Consider the following 17,366-nt stretch of genomic DNA (forward strand, 5'->3'; position numbering starts at 1 on the left):
ATTATAAAAGGGTTGAGTAAGGACTACTCGAGAAAAAGAAATAAGGACTTTCTGCTAAAAAAATGACCTCCGACAAACCAATTGCCAGAGGCCACAAATCAATATATAATTTACATAAATGAAAAATCAATCAATATCCCATCTCATGCAATGCACGACATAATTGATCGGGACATGAAGTCGGTCTGCCACCACAACGCACTCCTTCAAGTTTTGTGATCACATCCGCTACCTTCATCCCTCTCACAAGGCGGGAAAGACCTTGAAGGTTACCATTACATCCTCCCCAGAAAGCAACTTCCTTCACCACTCCATCTTCCACATTCAGTTCGATATTCGTGCTGCAAGTCCCCTGGGTCTTATAAACATATTCCATAACCTGTCTTACTCCTCTTCCCCTTCTTCCGGTTGCATATTGGTATAGACAGTCTGCACGTCATCAAATTCTTCCAGACGTTCGATCATCTTATCCAATGTTTCGCGTTGTTCCGGAGTAACCTCTTTCAAGTCGTTCGGGATATAAGTGAAGTCTCCACCGACATCTTCAAAGCCACATTCTTCCAGATGCTTCTGAATAGCGGCGTAGCTCTTAGGATTACCATAGATAGTAATTGTTCCCTCTTCATCATCTTCTTCATATTCATCTTCCACGTCATAGTCGATCAGATCGAGAATCAGTTCTTCCATATCCAATCCGTCTTTCTTCTTGAAAGTGAACACACATTTGTGGTCGAAAAGGAACGCAAGAGAACCCATTGTACCCAGATTGCCACCGAACTTATTGAATACCGAACGAACATCAGCCACCGTACGAGTTGTGTTGTCTGTCAATGTATCTACAAACACAGCAATACCGTGAGGGCCGTATCCTTCATAAGTCATACTCTTGTAGTCGCTCTGGTCTTTACCCATTGCGTTTTTGATAGCACGTTCAATGTTATCTTTCGGCATGTTTTCACGCTTACAAGTAGCGATCACCGAACGCAGCGTCGGGTTGTTTTCAGGTTCCGGACCGCCTGCCTTTACAGCGATAGCGATTTGTTTACCCAGTCTTGTAAAAGTTTTAGCCATGTGACCCCATCTTTTCAGTTTAGCGGCCTTTCTATATTCAAATGCTCTTCCCATTGGTTTATATTTTTAATAATGACAATTTTAAGTTTATCTAAGTTTGGCACCCAGTTTATCTTCCAGGTTCTTCACCAGTTTCGACATGATCTTATCAATCATCTTATCATTCAAAGTCTGGTTTTCATCTTGAAGCAGGAAGCTCACCGCATACGACTTCTTACCCGCTTCGAGGTTCTTACCTTCATATACATCAAAAAGCTCCACCTCTTTCAACAGCTTCTTCTCTGTTTCGTATGCAATCTTTTCGATTTCGGCAAATTGTATATTCTTATCAAGCAACAATGCCAAGTCGCGTTTCACAGCAGGGAATTTGGAGATTTCCTTGTAGCTGATCTTCACAGAACGGATGGCTTTCATCAATTCCTTCCAGTTCAAGTCGGCGTAATATACTTCATTGTCGATATCAAATGCTTTCAACAGCTTCTTAGTTACAATACCGAAAGAAGCAAGACGTTTTCCGCCCTTCGTGTTGACAGAGAGTGCGGCAGCAAAAACATCGTCTGTCAGATTACCTACAACCAGATTGTGCAAATCCAGTCCCAGACGCTTCAATATATTTTCTACATAAGCCTTCAATTCATACACCGAACTGTTCTCATCCGCATGCGCCCATGAATTGGAAACCTTCTTACCGGTTACCCACAAGCCCAAGTGATAATCTTCCGAATAAGGAGCCAGTACCTTCTCTTCGTTCTTCTTGTCAGCATTGAAATAATAACAGTTACCGAATTCGAAGAATTTCAAATCAGCGTTCTTACGATTGGCATTATGAGCAATGCTTTCCAGTCCGCCGAACAGCAAGGTCTGACGCATAGCGTTCAGATCAGCACTCAACGGATTGAGCAACATCACCAGGTGATTGGACGGATAAGCCTCCAACCCATCATAATAAGCAGCACGAGTCAGTGAGTTGTTCAGAATTTCATTGAATCCACAACCCACCAGTTGTTCTGCAATCAGATTCTGCAATTTATTCGACTTGTCGTGCTCACCCTTTGTAGTCAGACTGGAGTTCAACGTAGTCGGAATTTCCACATTATTATATCCATAGATACGAAGAATATCTTCAATCACATCGCAATCACGCTGCACGTCTACACGATAAGGAGGAACAGCCAATGTCAGTCCTTCTGCCGTTTCATTGGTAATCTTCATTTCCAAGCTAGTCACAATGCTCTTGATTGTCTCTACCGGAATCACTTTACCTACCAAAGAATGTACTTTTTCGTAAGCAAGATCGACAATAAAATCCTGTGCAGGAGTAGTGAATACATCTTTTATTTCAGAAGAAATCGTACCGCCAGCCAGTTCTTTCACCATCAAAGCAGCCAGTTTCAGGCAATAAATCACGCCGTTCGGATCGATACCACGTTCGAAACGGAAAGAAGCATCCGTATTCAAGCCATGACGACGAGCCGTCTTACGCACCCATGTAGGATGGAAATAAGCACTTTCGATGAATACGTCTGTCGTGGCTTCCGTAGAACCGGAGTCCAGTCCGCCGAATACGCCGGCAATACACATGGCCTCTTCCTTGTTGCAAATCATCAGGTCGCGTTCGTTCAACTTACGCTCCACTTCATCCAACGTAACGAACGGAGTACCTTCGGGCATTGTTTTCACAATCACTTCATTGCCTTTAATCTTTCCGGCATCGAAGCAATGCAACGGCTGACCGAAAGCATGAACGATATAGTTCGTAATATCCACTACATTATTAATAGGGCGCACACCGATCAGGCGCAATTTGTTTTGCAGCCATTCCGGACTCTCCTTCACCGTTACACCTTTCACGGTAACACCGGCATAATGCGGACAAGCTTCGCTGTTTTCAATCTTCACTTCGATATTCAAGTCATGGTTTTCCACTTTAAAGCCATCCACTGACGGGCGCTGTAAAGTTGCCTGACGACCGTTCTGAATCAGATAAGCATACAGGTCACGAGCTACCCCATAGTGAGAGCAGGCATCCGCACGGTTAGGCGTGATGTCCACTTCCAGTACATAATCGCTCTTGATATTATAATAATCCTTGGCAAGCGTACCCGGAACAGCAGTTTCCGGCAATACGATGATACCTGCATGATCCGTACCGATCCCGATTTCGTCTTCAGCACAAATCATACCTGTAGATTCTACCCCACGGATTTTTGATTTCTTGATGGTAAAACATTCGTCACCGTCATAAAGTTTCGTACCTAAAGTAGCTACCACCACTTTCTGTCCGGCAGCCACATTCGGGGCACCACAAACAATCTGTACCGGTTCACCGTCTCCCAGATTAACAGTAGTAATATGCAAATGGTCAGAATTAGGATGTTCCGTGCAGGTCAGCACTTCACCGATCACAAGTCCTTCCAAACCACCTTTAATGGTTTGCACTTCTTCTACACCACCTGTTTCCAAGCCGATAGAAGTCAACGCAGCAGCCGTTTCATCGGGCGTCAGGTCGAAGTTGACATACTCTTTCAGCCAGTTATAAGAGATATTCATATACTTAATTTTTTATTGTTTCTCAAAAAGATTCGCAAAGTTAATAAGATTTTTCGGTTGACCGAGAAGGTTTGATAAAAAATTGCGCGTTATTTCACCACAGGGACGCAACTAGAACGGCAAAGGTCCATCCCCCGGTGCTCCGAACGGATTCGCTGTCTGCGGTGCAAAATCAGGCGCGGGAGGAGGTACGGAACCTGCATTACCTGTATTCATTTTCGATCCTAACATAGCCCCGGCAGGCTCACCCGGCATCGGGATAACCATATCGTCCTCCGGATTGGAGAAACGGGTAAATTCTCCCTTAAACCGGAGCAACACCTCGCCTACCGCACCATTACGATGCTTGGCGATGACAATCTCCGCCATACCACGCAGGTCATTACCACGATCATCCTGATAAATCTTATAGTATTCCGGACGGTGGATAAAGCACACCATATCGGCATCCTGCTCGATGGCTCCCGATTCACGAAGGTCACTCAACTGCGGACGTTTACCATCAATACCTTCACGACTTTCCACACCACGATTCAACTGCGACAGTGCGATAATCGGAATATTCAACTCTTTCGCCAGTCCTTTCAACGAACGGGAAATGGTACTAACCTCTTCCTGACGGCTACCAAACGCCATACCGCTCGCATTCATCAACTGAAGGTAGTCAATAATAATGATTCTCACCCCATGTTCACGTACCAGACGACGCGCTTTCGTTCGAAGTTCAAATACAGACAGAGACGGAGTATCATCCACGTAAAGCGGTGCATCCATCAGATTCTTCAGTTTATAGTCCAATTGCTGCCATTCATAATTTGCCAACTGTCCACTTTTGATCTTCTCACTCGGAATCTCACAGACATTCGCAATCAAACGGTTCACCAACTGAACGTTACTCATTTCAAGCGAGAACAACGCCACCGGGTTCCGATAATCGACAGCAATATTCTTAGCCATAGAAAGGACAAAGGCGGTCTTACCCATCGCAGGACGTGCAGCGATAATGATAAGGTCGGAATTCTGCCAACCGGAAGTCATCTTGTCTAGCTTTGTAAAACCACTCTCAAGACCACTCAAACCGTCGGTTCGCGCCGCAGCCTTCTGAATCAGCTTATAGGCTTCGTCAATCACCGGATTGATCTGCGTATAATCCTTTTTCATGTTCTGCTGCGAAATCTCAAAAAGTTTACCTTCCGCTTCCTGCATCAAGTCGTCCACATCCAGCGTTTCATCAAACGCTTTACTCTGGATATTGCTCGTAAACGTAATCAACTCACGCGCCAGAGATTTCTGTGCAATAATACGGGCGTGATACTCAATATGCGCGGATGAAGCCACCTTACTACTCAATTGAGTAATATAGAACGGGCCTCCCACCTCTTCCAATTCTCCGCGTTTGCTAAGTTGTTCCTTTACAGTCAGAATATCCACCGGTTTCTGATTCACCGCAAGATCGGTGATAGCAGAATAAATCAACTGATGTCGGTGTTCGTAAAAAGATTCGGGACGAAGAATCTCACTCACCAATGAGTAAGCATCCTTTTCAATCATCAAAGCTCCCAGAACTGCTTCTTCCAGTTCAGGTGCCTGCGGCTGAATACGTCCATAATCATTTACCGGTTGTACCTTAGTAGACTTTGTATTGCGGGTATTTCTTTTCTGTTCGGCCATCGAGGTATTTACTATTTTACAATTTACTATTTACTATTTTGCGACCGGACAGACTCCTTTATAACAGAGTTTTTCCAGTCGGGACGACAAAGATAGAATATAATCATGAAGAATGGATAAGGAAAAATGAAGATTTTACTAACTTTGCTCCCGAATTACATTCAACACATGATTAATTGTCATGTGCGGCACTGCAAATAGTAAATCGTAAATTGTAAAATAGTAAATAACCTTATGCTCGCTTTTCCTAATATCAAAATAAACCTGGGACTTTCCATCACGGAAAAACGCCCGGACGGATATCACAATCTGGAAACCGTTTTCTATCCGGTAGCCCTCGAGGACGCTCTCGAAATCCGTACTTCTTCTGAAACAGAAAAGAAGATTACCCTCCACCAGTATGGCATGGAGATAGCCGGCAATCCGGAAGACAACCTGGTGGCAAAGGCCTATTCATTGCTGGATAAGGAGTTTCATCTTCCCCCTGTCGAAATTCATTTATATAAGCATATTCCCTCGGGAGCCGGACTGGGGGGCGGTTCATCCGATGCCGCTTTTATGCTGAAGTTGCTCAACGATCATTTTCAGCTGGAATTATCTGAAGAACAGCTGGAGGTATATGCCGCCACTTTGGGAGCGGACTGTGCTTTCTTTATTAAAAACAAGCCGACCTATGCCGAAGGGATCGGAAACCTGTTCTCACCAATCGAGCTTTCATTAAGCGGTTACCAAATCATGATTGTCAAACCGAACGTTTTCGTTTCTACCCGGGAAGCCTTTTCAAATATCCACCCGCACCGTCCGGAATATCCGGTCAAAGAGGCAATCCTGCGTCCAGTTGCAGAATGGAAGGATATCCTAATCAATGATTTTGAAGCAAGTGTATTCCCGCAACATCCCGTTATTGGGGAAATTAAAAGAGAACTCTATCATCAAGGAGCGATCTACGCATCCATGAGCGGCTCCGGCTCATCCGTATTCGGGCTGTTTGCTCCCGGATCTACTCTACCGGAAATTGATTGGGGAACTGATGCGTTCTGTTTTAAAGGAACATTAAACAAATAAGTCTTACCAACAATATGCAGTTGAACATTTTATCAAAATCCCAACATGGCAGCGGGATGTATATTGAGTACCCGGCAAAGCAAGCGAGCTATTTTTAAAGTAGGTTCCGAGCGCCCCGAAATATAATCATTCACACGTGAAGGGCTAACCCCTATTTCACTAGCAAGTTGTTTTTGTGTCATGCCCTTCTCTTCAAGAGATAGCTCTATTAATTCTGCTACGGTTGGTTTTTCTATAGGAAAATGTTCCTTCTCATACGCAATCACTATATCAGACACAACAGAAAGCTCCACCATTCTCTTGTCATTTACAGGAGTACTGTTGTCAACCAAAGGTAGAAGTTCTTCAATTCTTGCCAATGCAAATTCGTATTGTTCTTTCGTTATTTTAGTCATATCTATTATATTATATAGTTGAACAATCTATTTTATCATAATCCTTATGAGAACCCACCCAACGGACAAAGATGTATCCCACCGTAAATTTAACAACCACTACCAGCCGATAGTTGTTCCCTCTGATATTAAAAACATAGTGTTGATTGCCTACATAATCAGTCGATAGAAAATCCGCTTTTATATCAGACAAATTCCGCCATTCTGCTTTTTCCGCTATATCATACCAACGTTCTAAAGCAACACGTGAATCTTCACACCCTTTCGTCTCGTAGAAATCTTTCAATTTCTTATGTGATACTACTCTCATATCTTATTTATTTGATGCAAAATTACAAAAAAAATTTTGGATAACAAAAGAATAATAGCAAAATATTTTATAAATCAAAATATCATTCCGGGCGAACAAAAAACGGTACCACGACTCACGTCGTAGTACCGTCACAACACAAACACAAAATAAAACACGACAAAACTACTATGCAATCTTTCCTGTCTATGCCGGGGAGGCATAAGTACTATTTACGTATATTCGCATACTCATAAACAGCTTCAGGTCGATTAGCATCAAATAAACAAATCGCATGCACGATTTGTTTAATCTTTTATGTTTATTTTAAAACAAATCTCTTTTATTGAATCCCTCTTTCACGGAGTTTCAGCTGCCAGTTCCATGCAGAACGTAAAGTATCTTCCAAAGTTTCTACAGCCTTCCAACCCAGTTCCTGATTCGCGAAATCCGGATTCGCCCAAACTTTTTCAATGTCGCCTGCACGACGTCCGACAATCTGATAATTCAATTTTACGCCGGTGGCTTTTTCAAAGCCATTTATTAATTCCAATACAGAAACACCACGTCCTGTACCGATATTGAATACTTCCACTTTTTCTTTTTGTGTCTTTTCCAAGATACGACGGATAGCGATCACGTGGGCTTTAGCCAAGTCAACAACATTGATAAAGTCACGGATACAAGAACCGTCCGGTGTATCATAATCATCACCAAACACACTTAGTTTCTCACGGATGCCGATGGCGGTTTGGGTCAGATATGGAATCAGGTTTTGAGGAACCCCATTAGGCAGTTCACCCAACAATGCCGTAGGATGCGCACCAATCGGATTGAAATAGCGCAGCATAATCGCATTGATCGGAGCACCTGAAGCTACCGTATCACGAATAATCTCTTCATTGATCTGTTTCGTATTTCCGTATGGCGATTCCGCTTTCTTAATCGGAGCCTTTTCTGTCACCGGCAATTCATCCGGCTGGCCATATACCGTACAGGAAGAAGAGAACACAATACCTTCTACTCCATGTTTTGGCATCAGTTCGAGAAGGTTAATCAAAGAAACCAGGTTATTACGGTAGTAAAGCAACGGTTTCTGTACCGATTCTCCTACTGCTTTGCTCGCTGCAAAGTGAATGATCGCCTTAATTCCTTTATATTTTGTAAATACTGCATCAAGACCAGCAAAGTCCAGGCAATCCAGCTTTTCAAAAACTGGGCGAATACCGGAAACTTTCTCTATATTGTCAACAACATCAGCACTTGAATTTGATAAATTATCGATGATGATTACTTCATATCCACTGTTTTGTAGTTCTACAACAGTATGAGACCCTATGTATCCTGTCCCGCCTGTTACTAAAATTCTTTCTTTCATATACTTTATAAAAATGGTTAGTTTCTCGGCTTATCATTGTTTGAGTTACAAATGTATGGAAATAAAATGGAATAGCAATAATTTGCCACAATTTTATTTGCTGAAAAGTAATTTAGGTACGATTGGGTGGCAATCAGGTATAAAAAAGAATTGGAAACTCAAAGCTGTATGTCGCCATACAGCAGAGCTTCCAATCCCCTATTTAATTATCAACTGTAAATCCTTACACCACGCCGGAGAATCCCATGAATGCCATAGCAAGCAAACCGGCGGTAATCAAGGCAATCGGAGTGCCTTGCATTCCTTTAGGTACTTTCACAAGGCTCATCTGTTCGCGCAATCCGGCAAAAAGCACCAGTGCCAGACCGAAACCGATGGCCGTAGAAAACGCGTACACAACACCTGTCAGCAGGTCGTAGTCTTTCTGAATCACCAGGATAGCCACACCAAGAATACAACAGTTGGTTGTAATCAAAGGCAAGAACACGCCCAAAGCCTGATACAGAGCAGGCGATACTTTTTTCAGAATGATTTCCACCATCTGCACCAATCCGGCAATGACCAGAATGAACGTAATCGTCTGCAAATATCCCAGCCCGAAAACATCCAATACAAACTTCTGAATCAGGAAGGTAACGATGGTAGCGATGGTCAACACGAAAGCAACCGCAGCGCTCATACCCATCGCAGTCTCTACTTTCTTGGATACGCCCAGGAACGGACAGATACCCAAGAACTGCGACAACACGATGTTGTTTACAAAGATTGCCGAAATAAATATCAATATATATTCCATATTCTTTTCTTATTTAATTGAATTAGGCTTTCTTGAAACTGTTAATCAGCGCAATGAGGTATCCCAAAGCGATGAAAGCACCCGGAGCCAATACAAATACCAACATTCCATATTCTTCCGGCATGATGGTCAGATCGAAAATCTTACCGGTTCCCAGAAATTCACGGACAGCACCCAGCAATGTCAGGGCAATGGTGAAACCAAGTCCCATGCCGATACCGTCGAACATAGAAGCAACTGCGTTATTCTTGGCGGCGAATGCTTCGGCACGTCCCAACACAATACAGTTCACTACAATCAACGGGATGAAAAGTCCGAGCGTAGCGTACAGTCCCGGCACGTATGCCTGCATCACCATTTGAAGCAAGGTTACGAAAGACGCGATCACCACGATAAACGACGGGATACGCACCATATCCGGAATCAGGTTCTTGATTAAAGAGATCACCACATTCGAGCAGATCAATACGAACATGGTAGCCAGTCCCATACCCATACCATTGATGGCCGACGAAGTCGTACCCAATGTAGGACACATACCGAGCAGGAGTACAAACGTAGGATTCTCTTTGATAATCCCGTTCATCATTACTTTAAAGTTATTCATTATCTGTCTCCTTTCTTATTTAGCACTGACCGAATCAGTAAGTTCAACTTTTATTGTGGCTCCCGTAGCTGCGTCTGCGTCTGTAGCCTTTTGAGATGCACCGCTGACACCGTTCACTTCACCACCTTTGGCTTTATAGGCTTGATAGGCAGCATTCACCGCATTCAGGAAAGCACGTGAAGTAATGGTAGAAGCTGTAATGGCATCCACCGTTCCCCCATCTTTGCTGACGGTCAGCGGAGTTTCACCCGGATTCATCCCCAAAATAGATTTCGTACTCGCTTCGTGAGATACAGCCTGTTCTCCCTTGGCCGGGTCGTATGCTCCGAACCATTTGTCGGCTTTAGAGCCCAGTCCCGGAGTTTCCGCGTGAGCGAGCAACGAGTAATTATAGATTTTACCTTCGGCGTTAAAACCGACCAGTACTTTCAGTTCGCCGCCAAATCCCATTGATTTAGCTTCGACAGCCGTTCCTACAAGTTCTTCGCCGTTCTTGGCGGGATAAACGATGAAGTCAACGTTCTTCTTTCCGTCTTTCTCGCTGAAGATCGTATCGCTTTCCGCTACCGGATTATTGGTAAATTCGGGAAGAACCTTTTTCAAGGCCTCGTTCAGCGTCTTCGCGTTCGCTTCGGCAATGGGGCCTTTTGTCAGTTCGTTTACATAAGCCAGCAACGCTACGGAGACAGCCGTCACACCCGTAAGCACCAGCAACATATTCTTTAAAGATGATTGTAACTTTTTCATTTCTTCTTCGCTACCTCCCCAAAGCGTTTAGGTTTACAATAGGTGTTAATCAGCGGAGTGAACGCATTCATAATCAGGATGGCGAACGACATACCTTCGGGATAGGCACCGAACAGACGGATGACAACCGTCAGCAGACCGATACATACACCATAAATCAACATTCCTTTTTTGCTCATCGGAGAAGTCACATAGTCGGTTGCCATAAAGACAGCACCCAGCATCAGACCGCCGGAGAGCAATTGCAATACCGGAGAAACGTATTTTTCAGGATCTGCCAGGTGCATGATACCTGCAAAGATAAACACGGTAGCCAGGATAGACACAGGAATATGCCAGGTGATGATTTTCTTCCAGAGCATATAAACGAGTCCGATCAGCAGGGCCAGTGCACTCACCTCACCCAAGCATCCGCCATTCTGTCCGATCAGCAAGGTCAATGCGTCCGGAATCTGGCTTAAAGCGGCAGTGTCACCGTAGATGGCTTGCTTCATCAATGCCAGCGGAGTGGCACCGGTGGTAGCATCCGTATAAGCGGTCAACTGTCCGACTACCGGCCAGCTGGTCATCTGCACCGGAAAAGAAAGCAACAGGAACACACGTCCTGCCAGTGCCGGATTAAAAGGATTGCAGCCTAATCCACCGAAAGACATTTTGCCTACACCGATAGCAAACAGTGCACCCAGAATGATAATCCAGATAGGGAGATTAGACGGTAAGTTGAATGCCAGCAACACACCTGTGATGATGGCAGAGCCGTCGCAGATGGTAGTGGTAGGTTTCTTCATTAAATATTTCCCGATCGCCCATTCGAAGAACAAACAAGCTGCAACGGAAGTAGCCGTGACAATCAGGGCACCCAGTCCGAAGAAATAGAGAGACACCAGAAAAGCCGGAATCAGTGCGATCAGCACGCCATACATATTTTTCTGTACGCTGTCTCCGCCATGAACGTGGGGTGATAGTGATACGATTAATTTATTTTCCATATTCGTTATTTTTTAGCTTGACGTGCACGAATCATAGCACCTACTTTGCCTTTGCCCAGACGACAGTAGTCGAGCAACGGACGGTTGGCAGGACAAGTGAACTGGCAAGAGCCGCACTCGATACAATCCATGATTCTTTCTTTTTCCATTGTTTCAAAATCTCCGTTTTCGGACAAAGCTCCGAGCAAGTACGGTTCCAGTCCCATCGGACAGGCACTCACGCACTTCGCGCAACGGATACAAGTCTGCGCCTCACCACGTTTGGCTTCCTTCTGATTCATAATCAGGATACCGGAACTGCCCTTCGCAGTAGGAACCTCGATATTTACGAGCGCCTTACCCATCATCGGACCGCCACCGATCACCTTACCCGTATCTTCGGGCAGACCACCGCAAGCGTCAATCAACTGTTTCATCGGTGTACCGATACGAGCCAGGAAGTTGGAAGGTTTCGCAACCGACTTTCCTGTCACGGTAATCACACGTTCGAACAACGGCTTATTTTTCTGTACAGCTTCATAAACGGCAAATGCTGTTCCCACGTTCTGAACGACTGCTCCCGTAGAGATAGGCAATGCGCCGCTCGCCACCTGACGTTTGGTGATTGCGTCAATCAATTGCTTTTCACCTCCTTGCGGATATTTCACCTTCAAGGGCACTACTTCGATACCTGCATAGCTGGAAGCCACTTTAGTCATCAGTTCGATAGCATCAGGCTTATTATTTTCGATTCCGATAAATGCCTTGTTCACTTTCACCGCTTTCATCAAGATAGAAACACCCACCATGATTTCTTCCGCGTGTTCCAGCATCAGCTGATGGTCGGCAGTCAGGTAAGGTTCGCACTCTACGGCATTGATAATCACACATTCAGCCTTGAAAGAAGGAGGAGGACAAAGTTTTACCTGCGTAGGGAAACAAGCACCGCCCAGACCTACGATTCCGGCATCGGCAATCTTCTTCACGATCTCTTCTGCGGAAAGTTCACACTCTTTCACCAGTGTGGTGCTACGGTCGATTGTTTCTTCCCATTCGTCGCCTTCCACATCAATGAAGATGGCAGGTTTCGCATAACCGCTGGCATCGACTATGGTATCAATCTTCGCCACTTTACCACTGACCGAAGAGTGAATTGCTGCCGAAACAAAGCCGGCAGGTTCGGCAATCCGTGTGCCTACCTTTACCACATCCCCTTTCGCTACAACCGGTTTTGCAGGCGCACCGATGTGCTGCCCCAGCAAAATAACAGCCTTTGCAGGAACTTCCGCTGTGATAATAGGTTGATGTGCCGACAATTTATTTTCGTGTGGATGAACTCCACCAATTGAAAATGTCTTTAACATACAGTTCTGTATTTTATTCTGTTATTATTCTGTTACTTTCGGAGCTTCTGTAGCCTTTGCAGCAGGAGTTTCCACTTTTGCAGCCGGTTTCGGAGCAGCCGGAGCTTCTTCTTTCGGTTTCCGCGGCGGGAAATTCAACTCGATAATGCTATTCTGCGGACAAACTTCCACACATTTCCGGCAAGATTTACACTTGTTCGGATCGATGTAAGCCAAATTGTTTTCCAGCGTAATAGCCTCGAACGGACAAGTCTTCACACACTTGCCACAGCCGATACAGCTCACTGTACAAGCCTTACGTGCCACAGCTCCCTTGTCTTTATTCACACAAGAGATATACACGCGGCGTGACTTCTTTCCTTGCGGACGGATTTCGATGATCGCTTTCGGGCAAGCCTTCACACAGGCGCCACAAGCGGTACATTTCGCTTCATCCACTTCCGGAAGCCCCGTTTCAGGATTCATGTGGATGGCATCGAACTGACAAGCAGCCACACAGTCGCCACACCCCAGACATCCGTAACTACATCCCGTTTCCCCACCATACAGCGAAGCGGCAATAGCACAACTCTTCGCACCATCATATTGGTTGGTACGCGGACGATTGGCACACGTTCCGTTACATCTTACCACTGCTACCATCGGTTCAGCTTCACCGGCTGCAAGTCCGAGGATATCAGCAATTTGTGCCATGACAGGTTGTCCACCTACGGGGCAGAATTTACCATCCAGCGAACCGGCTTTGACGCAAGCGTCGGCAAATCCGCTACAACCGGGATAGCCACATCCACCACAATTAGCCTGGGGAAGCACTTCTCCCACCTGAGCAATCCGCGGGTCTTCATACACGGCAAATTTCTTGGAAGCCACATAAAGAATAGCGGCCAGCACGAGCGCTATAGCTCCCAATGAAATCACTGCAATCAGAATCAAATTCATAATGTTTTTAGTTATTTATTGGTTTTATAGTAAATGAAAATTGTTGTTTGAGTCGCGTTTTATTGAGCCACAAAACGAAATAATAAGGTATAAGGACAGCCAGAGAAAGAAGTGCTGCATACAACTCATTCTCTATCCACGCCATCAAAAGAAACAATGAAAATATAAGAAGTACGAAAGGAAGTACGAAAGCCAATACCACTGCCATCATGCCCATCGACGTTTCGCCGACCACCATCACCTTCTCTCCCACCTGATAGGAAGAAGCCGCGGTATCTATAATATCTATGATTTTGTCCTTACTATCCGCCGAGGAACAATGCCCCTTTGCGCTACAAGCCGCGCAAGCCGATGTCTGGACAATCCTCACCGACAGATGAGAACCTTGGATGTTTTCCACAATACCTAGATGCTTTATAGTATTATTCGTCATTTTGCAAACTCCGCATTACAAATCGCGGCAAATTTAATCATTATTTGTGAACTACGAAGCATTCCCCCAACTTTTTCTACATAATAAATTGTTATTTTTTGCGTTTTCGTTATCGCACACGGAAAAGATATAGCTACCATTTGATATTTTTCAAGAATGGCAAATAGACATCCTAAACAAAAAATCCCAGCCGTTTTATTTCTTCAGCCGGGATTTTCCATCAATTATTTCACAGATTACTCCACTATCCATTTCTCAATATTACGCATTTTCGCGTTAAAGTTCTATATTTCAAACTCCGACTCTACCGCATTGGTGTTCGCATAAAAGGGAAGCAAAAATTTAATAAATCCTTCCTCTACTTCGCGATTAGGGAAGCCTAAACTATAAATTCCAAATTCTTCGTCATACCCTTTGATAGTGAGATAACCGCTCTGATAAATGACCGGAATGGGATTGTCCGATGTTGAATCAATACTGTTCAATACAGCGGCACTCGTTTCCTCATGCGCCATACGTTCCAAGTCATAATGATGTTTTTTCAGCAACTCCACTAGATAAGTAGGAGTTCCCGTTTCAAACCAATAACTACCGAACTCTCTATATTTAAAAGTATTAAGCAAGCTGAACGGATTATATATTCCGATAGAATTGTATGTAAAATGATAGCCATCATAGTACTCCCTCAATCTATTGCACAGTTCACCATAAGTCAGCTCCTTTGCATCCGCCAGTTCATGCAGTTCAATTTCCAAATTATCATGCAATTCTTTTTCAGAAACTCCGCAAATATCCACGTATTGCTTCCGCATTGAGATGTCATCGAGATTATTTAAATCGCTGAACACGCTTACCTTACCGAATTTCGTCACTCCCGTCAGAAAAGCAAACTGAATGCAACCGTCCATAGTCTTCAGCACACTATAAAAAGCTTTCATGGTATTACGGAATTCCTTCTGAAGCTCCTCGTTACCTATTGCTTGTAACATGGGCTTATCATATTCATCTATCAGAATGACCACACGCTGCCCGGTTTGCTCATAAGCCCGTTCAATAAGGCCGCGAAAACGCAATGCAAAAGTTGTTTCCGACGGGGCGGTGCCATATTGCTGTTCCCATTTCTCCAATGTGAAATTCAATATGCTGTCCAGGCTCTCCCGCGTATCATACTTCTCCGTATTAAGATCGATATGAAAAATGGGATATGTAATCCAATCCTTTTCCAGCTTTTCCATGGCCAAGCCCTCAAAAAGTTCTTTCTTGCCCAAGAAATACGCTTCAAGCGTAGATATCAACAGACTTTTTCCAAAACGACGGGGACGGCTCAAGAAATAATAACTGCCTGTCTTCACCATCTGATAAATCAAAGCAGTCTTATCAATATAGAAATAACCGTCTTTCCGGATTTTTTCAAAGTTCTGTATGCCAATGGGGTATATCTTGCTACTCATACGCTTTTAAAATTATTTAAATTATAATACAACTATGCATACGTTCCTCTTGAAATCACCCAATCAGCAATTGTCCGAGTCTCCGCACTAAAATTTATTGCAACCTTTACCACCGGAAGCCCGCAAAGAGCAAAACGATCTGCATATTGCTGCAAATCAATTTGCTTCATGGCAATCTCTGCATTTTGATTCAATTTCAGTTCTACCAGATAGAGAGTAGTCCTCGTGCGAAGCACCATATCCACACGTCCTTTCAGCGTGTGCACCTCCACATCGGTATAAATGCCCAGCAATGAGAATATCACATATAGCATCTGCTGGTAATGTCCCTCATAATCCGTGTTGTCGCAATAAGGCACAGTGGAAAGAAAAGCCTGAAGCAGCTTCAAAGCCTCGTCCATATCTCCCCGCACAATGTTACGCGCCAAATTACGCACCACACTGTTCACCTCATGACTGTCACTCGTCACATAAGAGGGAATCAGGCTTTTCATCAGACCGACACGCACCTCTTTGTTTGGAATATCAAGCATATATGCGTCAAATTCCAAATCCGCACCCTTTATCGTAAGGTAACCGGCCTGATAAAGCAACGGCATATAATTAGTCGCTAACTCCAAAGGCACGTTAAAATCACTGGGAGACGCTTCCTCGCCACCAATTTCTGATGGCAACACAGCATATTTACGCAGCATCTCTATGATATAAGTGGGCGTGCCACTCTCAAACCAATAAGAGCCGATCTCTCCCAAAGCCATCGCCTTCAGCAAACTGAAAGGATTGAAAACGTCGGGCGACGGCCACGAAAAATGATAACCGTCATAATTTTCCTTCAGTTTGTCCAACATCTCCTCTGCAGTAATTCCCAACCGGGTAGCCAGATGCTTTACATCGGGAGCCATTTGAGTACGGAGTTCTTCAGCAGTGATACCGCAAATGGCAGCATAATCAGGCAGCATACTCACATTGGTGATATTATTAAGTTCACTGAACACGCTAAGTTGCGAAAACTTGGTTATACCCGTAAGAAAAACAAAGCGCAGATAAGGATCACACGCCTTTAACGGACTGTAAAAATTACGCATCACATTACGTAACTGTGGCAAATTCTTTTCTTCATGAACCACATCGAGCAGAGGAGCGTCATATTCGTCTATCAAGACAACCACTTTTTTACCTGTCTGCTTGTAAGCACGTTTTATAAGTCCCTCCAGACGCTGATTCACATACAGTTCCTCTTCTACACGTCCATAAATCTCCTCGTATGCCATGAGTTTCAATTCCAGTTCCGCGTTCAGTTGTTCCTTGTCCACATGTTTAGCGGTACTCATGTCGAAGTGCAACACCGGGTGTTGTATCCATTCCTTCTCCAATGTCTCCATGGCCAGTCCCTCAAACAAATCCTTCCGTCCCTCGAAATAACAGTGAAGGGTACTGGTAAGCAAAGATTTTCCAAAACGTCGGGGACGGCTTAGAAACAGATAGCTGGAAGCCGAATGCGTCATCCGGTACACATATTCCGTCTTGTCAATATAGAGAAAATTCCCCTCACGTATCTTAAAGAAAGTCTGTATCCCGATAGGATATAATCTTTGCAAATCTTCCATATCAATCTTATTTTTCACAAAGCTACAAAAAAATC

16 protein-coding genes and 1 pseudogene are annotated in these 17,366 nt (G+C 44.3%); 1 reads left to right on the top strand and 16 read right to left on the bottom strand.

Going from position 1 to position 17,366, the window contains the following annotated elements; genetic code table 11:
- Positions 1 to 130: 130 nt before the first annotated feature.
- The 4 genes from DW862_RS19010 to dnaB all read right to left on the bottom strand — a co-directional run bounded on the left by DW862_RS19010 (position 131) and on the right by dnaB (position 5,292).
- Complete coding sequence (locus DW862_RS19010) at positions 131 to 376, bottom strand: TIGR03905 family TSCPD domain-containing protein (protein WP_008022698.1); 246 nt, start codon at positions 374 to 376, stop codon at positions 131 to 133.
- Positions 377 to 384: 8 nt separating this feature from the next.
- Entirely contained in the window at positions 385 to 1,125 is a 741-nt protein-coding gene (locus DW862_RS19015; RefSeq protein WP_008022700.1) for a YebC/PmpR family DNA-binding transcriptional regulator, read from the bottom strand.
- 33 nt (positions 1,126 to 1,158) lie between these two features.
- Positions 1,159 to 3,621: a phenylalanine--tRNA ligase subunit beta gene (pheT, locus tag DW862_RS19020; protein ID WP_120069926.1), complete on the bottom strand. Its 2,463-nt coding sequence runs from the start codon at positions 3,619 to 3,621 to the stop codon at positions 1,159 to 1,161.
- Positions 3,622 to 3,732: 111 nt separating this feature from the next.
- On the bottom strand, positions 3,733 to 5,292 hold the full coding sequence (dnaB, locus tag DW862_RS19025) for a replicative DNA helicase (protein WP_009039489.1): 1,560 nt from the start codon (positions 5,290 to 5,292) through the stop codon (positions 3,733 to 3,735).
- Positions 5,293 to 5,526: 234 nt separating this feature from the next.
- On the opposite strand from dnaB, the gene ispE reads away from it, so the two are divergent.
- On the top strand, positions 5,527 to 6,357 hold the full coding sequence (gene ispE / locus DW862_RS19030) for a 4-(cytidine 5'-diphospho)-2-C-methyl-D-erythritol kinase (RefSeq protein WP_120069929.1): 831 nt from the start codon (positions 5,527 to 5,529) through the stop codon (positions 6,355 to 6,357).
- A 32-nt stretch (positions 6,358 to 6,389) separates the two neighbouring features.
- Here ispE and DW862_RS19035 read toward each other — a convergent pair whose 3' ends face one another.
- The 12 genes and pseudogenes from DW862_RS19035 to DW862_RS19090 all read right to left on the bottom strand — a co-directional run bounded on the left by DW862_RS19035 (position 6,390) and on the right by DW862_RS19090 (position 17,331).
- The gene (locus DW862_RS19035) at positions 6,390 to 6,752 is read right to left on the bottom strand and encodes a type II toxin-antitoxin system HigA family antitoxin (protein WP_008022706.1); all 363 of its coding nucleotides are present in this window, start codon (positions 6,750 to 6,752) and stop codon (positions 6,390 to 6,392) included.
- A 10-nt stretch (positions 6,753 to 6,762) separates the two neighbouring features.
- A complete protein-coding gene (locus tag DW862_RS19040; RefSeq protein WP_008022707.1) occupies positions 6,763 to 7,062 on the bottom strand; it encodes a type II toxin-antitoxin system HigB family toxin in 300 nt (99 codons plus the stop codon).
- 322 nt (positions 7,063 to 7,384) lie between these two features.
- A complete protein-coding gene (gene galE, locus DW862_RS19045) occupies positions 7,385 to 8,419 on the bottom strand; it encodes a UDP-glucose 4-epimerase GalE (protein WP_004312756.1) in 1,035 nt (344 codons plus the stop codon).
- A gap of 223 nt (positions 8,420 to 8,642) precedes the next feature.
- A complete protein-coding gene (gene rsxA, locus DW862_RS19050; RefSeq protein WP_004303570.1) occupies positions 8,643 to 9,215 on the bottom strand; it encodes an electron transport complex subunit RsxA in 573 nt (190 codons plus the stop codon).
- A 22-nt stretch (positions 9,216 to 9,237) separates the two neighbouring features.
- Entirely contained in the window at positions 9,238 to 9,822 is a 585-nt protein-coding gene (gene rsxE / locus DW862_RS19055; protein ID WP_004295586.1) for an electron transport complex subunit RsxE, read from the bottom strand.
- A gap of 15 nt (positions 9,823 to 9,837) precedes the next feature.
- Positions 9,838 to 10,569, bottom strand: a complete 732-nt coding sequence (locus DW862_RS19060) for an RnfABCDGE type electron transport complex subunit G (RefSeq protein ID WP_120069932.1) — start codon at positions 10,567 to 10,569, stop codon at positions 9,838 to 9,840.
- Positions 10,566 to 11,558: an RnfABCDGE type electron transport complex subunit D gene (locus DW862_RS19065; protein ID WP_120069935.1), complete on the bottom strand. Its 993-nt coding sequence runs from the start codon at positions 11,556 to 11,558 to the stop codon at positions 10,566 to 10,568. Before DW862_RS19065 ends, DW862_RS19060 begins: the two co-directional genes overlap by 4 nt.
- Positions 11,559 to 11,563: 5 nt before the next feature.
- Entirely contained in the window at positions 11,564 to 12,901 is a 1,338-nt protein-coding gene (rsxC, locus tag DW862_RS19070; protein ID WP_004309220.1) for an electron transport complex subunit RsxC, read from the bottom strand.
- 24 nt (positions 12,902 to 12,925) lie between these two features.
- Positions 12,926 to 13,840 (bottom strand): Fe-S cluster domain-containing protein, encoded by a 915-nt coding sequence (locus tag DW862_RS19075; RefSeq protein ID WP_087317701.1) that lies wholly within the window; start codon positions 13,838 to 13,840, stop codon positions 12,926 to 12,928.
- Between the two features lie 7 nt (positions 13,841 to 13,847).
- Positions 13,848 to 14,273: a SoxR reducing system RseC family protein gene (locus DW862_RS19080; RefSeq protein ID WP_004317952.1), complete on the bottom strand. Its 426-nt coding sequence runs from the start codon at positions 14,271 to 14,273 to the stop codon at positions 13,848 to 13,850.
- Between the two features lie 287 nt (positions 14,274 to 14,560).
- Positions 14,561 to 15,724 (bottom strand): annotated as a pseudogene (locus tag DW862_RS19085) (AAA family ATPase); the annotation flags it as partial.
- 32 nt (positions 15,725 to 15,756) lie between these two features.
- Positions 15,757 to 17,331: an ATP-binding protein gene (locus DW862_RS19090; protein WP_120069977.1), complete on the bottom strand. Its 1,575-nt coding sequence runs from the start codon at positions 17,329 to 17,331 to the stop codon at positions 15,757 to 15,759.
- Positions 17,332 to 17,366: the final 35 nt, after the last annotated feature.

This window comes from Bacteroides sp. AM37-9, from assembly GCF_003603455.1.
GTDB lineage: Bacteria > Bacteroidota > Bacteroidia > Bacteroidales > Bacteroidaceae > Bacteroides > Bacteroides xylanisolvens.

What these genes read in the sequence shown, in the direction of transcription:
- DW862_RS19010 (WP_008022698.1), bottom strand. Translation starts at nt 376, where the DNA reads ATGGAATATGTTTATAAGACCCAGGGGACTTGCAGCACGAATATCGAA.
- DW862_RS19015 (WP_008022700.1), bottom strand. Translation starts at nt 1,125, where the DNA reads ATGGGAAGAGCATTTGAATATAGAAAGGCCGCTAAACTGAAAAGATGG.
- pheT (WP_120069926.1), bottom strand. Translation starts at nt 3,621, where the DNA reads ATGAATATCTCTTATAACTGGCTGAAAGAGTATGTCAACTTCGACCTG.
- dnaB (WP_009039489.1), bottom strand. Translation starts at nt 5,292, where the DNA reads ATGGCCGAACAGAAAAGAAATACCCGCAATACAAAGTCTACTAAGGTA.
- ispE (WP_120069929.1), top strand. Translation starts at nt 5,527, where the DNA reads ATGCTCGCTTTTCCTAATATCAAAATAAACCTGGGACTTTCCATCACG.
- DW862_RS19035 (WP_008022706.1), bottom strand. Translation starts at nt 6,752, where the DNA reads ATGACTAAAATAACGAAAGAACAATACGAATTTGCATTGGCAAGAATT.
- DW862_RS19040 (WP_008022707.1), bottom strand. Translation starts at nt 7,062, where the DNA reads ATGAGAGTAGTATCACATAAGAAATTGAAAGATTTCTACGAGACGAAA.
- galE (WP_004312756.1), bottom strand. Translation starts at nt 8,419, where the DNA reads ATGAAAGAAAGAATTTTAGTAACAGGCGGGACAGGATACATAGGGTCT.
- rsxA (WP_004303570.1), bottom strand. Translation starts at nt 9,215, where the DNA reads ATGGAATATATATTGATATTTATTTCGGCAATCTTTGTAAACAACATC.
- rsxE (WP_004295586.1), bottom strand. Translation starts at nt 9,822, where the DNA reads ATGAATAACTTTAAAGTAATGATGAACGGGATTATCAAAGAGAATCCT.
- DW862_RS19060 (WP_120069932.1), bottom strand. Translation starts at nt 10,569, where the DNA reads ATGAAAAAGTTACAATCATCTTTAAAGAATATGTTGCTGGTGCTTACG.
- DW862_RS19065 (WP_120069935.1), bottom strand. Translation starts at nt 11,558, where the DNA reads ATGGAAAATAAATTAATCGTATCACTATCACCCCACGTTCATGGCGGA.
- rsxC (WP_004309220.1), bottom strand. Translation starts at nt 12,901, where the DNA reads ATGTTAAAGACATTTTCAATTGGTGGAGTTCATCCACACGAAAATAAA.
- DW862_RS19075 (WP_087317701.1), bottom strand. Translation starts at nt 13,840, where the DNA reads ATGAATTTGATTCTGATTGCAGTGATTTCATTGGGAGCTATAGCGCTC.
- DW862_RS19080 (WP_004317952.1), bottom strand. Translation starts at nt 14,273, where the DNA reads ATGACGAATAATACTATAAAGCATCTAGGTATTGTGGAAAACATCCAA.
- DW862_RS19090 (WP_120069977.1), bottom strand. Translation starts at nt 17,331, where the DNA reads ATGGAAGATTTGCAAAGATTATATCCTATCGGGATACAGACTTTCTTT.